At 35.5% G+C, this 2,989-nt stretch carries 4 protein-coding genes; 3 read left to right on the top strand and 1 reads right to left on the bottom strand.

The features are described 5' to 3' along the window. Positions 1–657, top strand: a 657-nt coding sequence (locus tag ACTTG8_RS10125) for a tRNA sulfurtransferase (RefSeq protein WP_442561982.1), incomplete at its 5' end; no start/stop codon positions are given. A 54-nt stretch (positions 658–711) separates the two neighbouring features. Here ACTTG8_RS10125 and ACTTG8_RS10120 read toward each other — a convergent pair. Next, positions 712–945 carry an HPr family phosphocarrier protein gene (locus ACTTG8_RS10120; protein WP_023353260.1) on the bottom strand — a complete coding sequence of 78 codons (234 nt, stop codon included), beginning with the start codon at positions 943–945 and terminating at the stop codon, positions 712–714. A gap of 96 nt (positions 946–1,041) precedes the next feature. Here ACTTG8_RS10120 and mtaB point away from each other — a divergent pair, with 96 nt between their 5' ends. Further along, positions 1,042–2,430: a tRNA (N(6)-L-threonylcarbamoyladenosine(37)-C(2))-methylthiotransferase MtaB gene (mtaB, locus tag ACTTG8_RS10115; RefSeq protein ID WP_442561981.1), complete on the top strand. Its 1,389-nt coding sequence runs from the start codon at positions 1,042–1,044 to the stop codon at positions 2,428–2,430. Between the two features lie 37 nt (positions 2,431–2,467). Next, positions 2,468–2,989: methionine gamma-lyase family protein (locus ACTTG8_RS10110; RefSeq protein WP_442561983.1), on the top strand; the 522-nt coding region annotated here is incomplete at its 3' end.

Here is a 2,989-nt window from a genome sequence, read left to right as displayed (position 1 = left end):
GGTAAGGCTATGTGTCTGCTCTCAGGAGGAATAGACAGCCCTGTTGCAGCATATATGATGGCAAGAAGAGGAGTTAAGGTAGAAGCTGTTTATTTTCATGCCCCTCCTTACACAAGTGAAAGAGCTAAGCAAAAAGTAGTCGATCTTGCAAGACTTACAGCAAGATATGCAGGCAATATAAAACTGTTTGTAGTAAATTTTACAGATATTCAGCTTGCCATTTACGAAAAATGCCCTCATGACGAACTTACTATAATAATGCGAAGGTACATGATGAAGATAGCTGAAGATTTGGCAAAACAAGAAGAGTGTTTTGGACTGGTAACGGGGGAGAGTATAGGACAGGTAGCAAGCCAGACCATGCAGAGCCTTCTTACAACAAATGCAGTTTGTGAACTTCCTGTATACCGTCCGGTTATCTGCTTTGATAAACAGGATATTATAGATATTTCTAAAAGAATAGGTACATTTGAAACATCAATTCTTCCTTTTGAAGATTGTTGTACCATTTTTGTTGCCGAACATCCTGTGACTAAACCTCTTCTTTCTAAGATTGAAAAAGATGAGCATAAACTTGATGATATAATAGATGAGTTATATAAAAAGACAATGGATAGTATTGAAATAATTAACTGCGAACCGATGGAGGTTGAGTAAAATCAAAAAAGCCCACTTACCATAAGTAAGTGGGCAATAAATACTAGCAGGTTATTACTCTACTATAAAAGGCTTAAGTGCATTAACGATGTTGTCTGCCTGTGCATCGTTGTGGATGTTCAGGTCGATTGGCTTTGAGAGATCAAGACTGAAGATACCCATAATTGACTTAGCATCAATTACATATCTTCCAGAAACAAGATCAAAGTCTGAATCAAACTTTGTTACCTCATTTACAAATGCCTTTACCTTGTCGATAGAATTCAAAGAAATCTTAACTGACTTCATTTTTGATCCTCCTCCTTATTCAAAATTATTGCTATATACAACTAAATGATAAGGTTTAGAGAGCAAAAAGTCAATATACAGAATATATAAAAAGGAATGATAAAAACTGTGAAAATCAACGATAATGATAAGACTGTAGCATTTTTAAGCCTCGGATGTAAGGTAAATGCCTATGAAACTGAGTCAATTAAAGAAATGTTTAAAAATGCAGGCTATGATATAAGACAATTTAATGAAGTTGCTGATATTTATATAGTAAATACCTGTACTGTTACAAATATCGCAGACAGAAAATCAAGACAGATGTTGCATAGGGCAAAAAAATTAAATCCTGAGGCTGTTGTTGTTGCAGTAGGCTGTTATGTTCAAGCTCCTCAGTCAAAATTAGAAGACGACGAACTTGTAGATATCTTAGTAGGCACAAGAGGTAAGGCATCAGTTTTAAGCCTTGTAGAAGAGTATATTCGTAGCAATAAACAGCGTGATTTTAAGCATCATGTTATCAAATCAGGTGATGAAAATAAAGACTGGGTTTATGACAGTGGTGAAATAAATGCTACCGGCGATAAGACTCGTGCCAATATTAAGATTCAAGACGGCTGTGACCAGTTCTGTACCTACTGTATTATTCCTTTTGTAAGGGGAAGAATAAGAAGTAGGGATATGGATAGTATAGTTGAAGAAACAAAAAGGCTTGTAACAGCCGGTTTTAAGGAAATGGTACTTACCGGAATCCATATAGGCTCTTATGGAAGAGATATTGATGGCAAAAGTAGAATGCTTGAACTTTTAGAAAAACTAAATGCTGTAGAAGGAGATTTTAGAATCCGTCTTGGCTCAGTAGAACCAAGGCTAATTACAGAAGAATTTTTAGAAGGACTGATTAAACTAAAAAAAGTCTGTCCACATTTTCATCTTTCTTTACAAAGCGGCTCGACTACTGTACTTAAAAGGATGAATAGGCATTATACTGCAGACGAGTATCTTTGTTCAGTAAAATTACTTCAAAAATACTATGACAGACCGGGCATTACAACTGATATTATAGTAGGTTTTCCGGGAGAAACTGAGAAAGAATTTGAAGAAACTGCCACCTTTGTTAAAGAAGTAGGTTTCTTAAAAGTTCATGTATTTCCGTACTCAAAAAGAGAGGGTACTTATGCTGCTAAAATGCCTGAGCAGGTTGCTCCGGAGATAAAAAAAGAAAGAGAAGATATATTAATAAAGGTCTGCAATGAAATTTCTGAGAAGTACATGGAGAGCTTTAATGGCGACACTGAAAGAATCTTGCTTGAAGAAAATATAAAGGGCAGAGAAGATTATATACTTGGGCATACGGATAGGTATATTGAGGTGGCTGTTCCTAAAATACTCCTCGCAACTAAGGAAAATAGAGAGAGAGAGTTTATTACAGTTAAGAACCTAGTCCTTTCAGATGCCTCAGATAAATCACTTCAAAATATGATGATAGCTAGAGAACTATAGAAAAGAGGAAGTTATGTTAAAAAAATGGTACTTAGAAATGGGAATAAGTGAACAAGTTTTTGATTATTGTGAAAAAATTTGTGAAAATCTTAACACACGCTTTAAAAAAGTAGATGAAATTGCCGAAGTCAATCAATTAAAGGTACTTAAGGCAATGCAGAAAAATAGGGTTTCTGATATACATTTTGCAGCCAGCAGTGGATATGGATATAATGATTTAGGTAGAGATACGCTTGAATCTGTGTATGCAGATGTTTTTCATACTGAGGCAGCCCTTGTAAGACCATCTATCTTATGTGGAACTCATGCCCTTACAGTTGCTATGTTTGGTAATTTAAGACCGGGTGATGAGATACTCTCTCCGGTGGGTAAGCCTTATGATACCTTAGATGGGGTAATAGGTATTACCCCTATGGATGGCTCTTTAGCTGAGTATGGTGTAAGTTATAGGCAGGTTGACCTGCTTAATGACTTTTCTTTTGATTATGAGGGAATAAAAAATGCAATAAATAGCAAAACAAAATTAGTTACAATACAGCGTTCTAAAGGATATGATGTA

This window comes from Catonella sp. (genome assembly GCF_052173895.1).
GTDB lineage: Bacteria > Bacillota > Clostridia > Lachnospirales > Lachnospiraceae > Catonella.
Note: the sequence above shows the minus strand (reverse complement) of the source record. Positions and strands in the feature narration are given on the sequence as shown.

Coding starts and splice junctions, on each gene's coding strand:
- ACTTG8_RS10120 (WP_023353260.1), bottom strand. CDS start 945: ATGAAGTCAGTTAAGATTTCTTTGAATTCTATCGACAAGGTAAAGGCA.
- mtaB (WP_442561981.1), top strand. CDS start 1,042: ATGATAAAAACTGTGAAAATCAACGATAATGATAAGACTGTAGCATTT.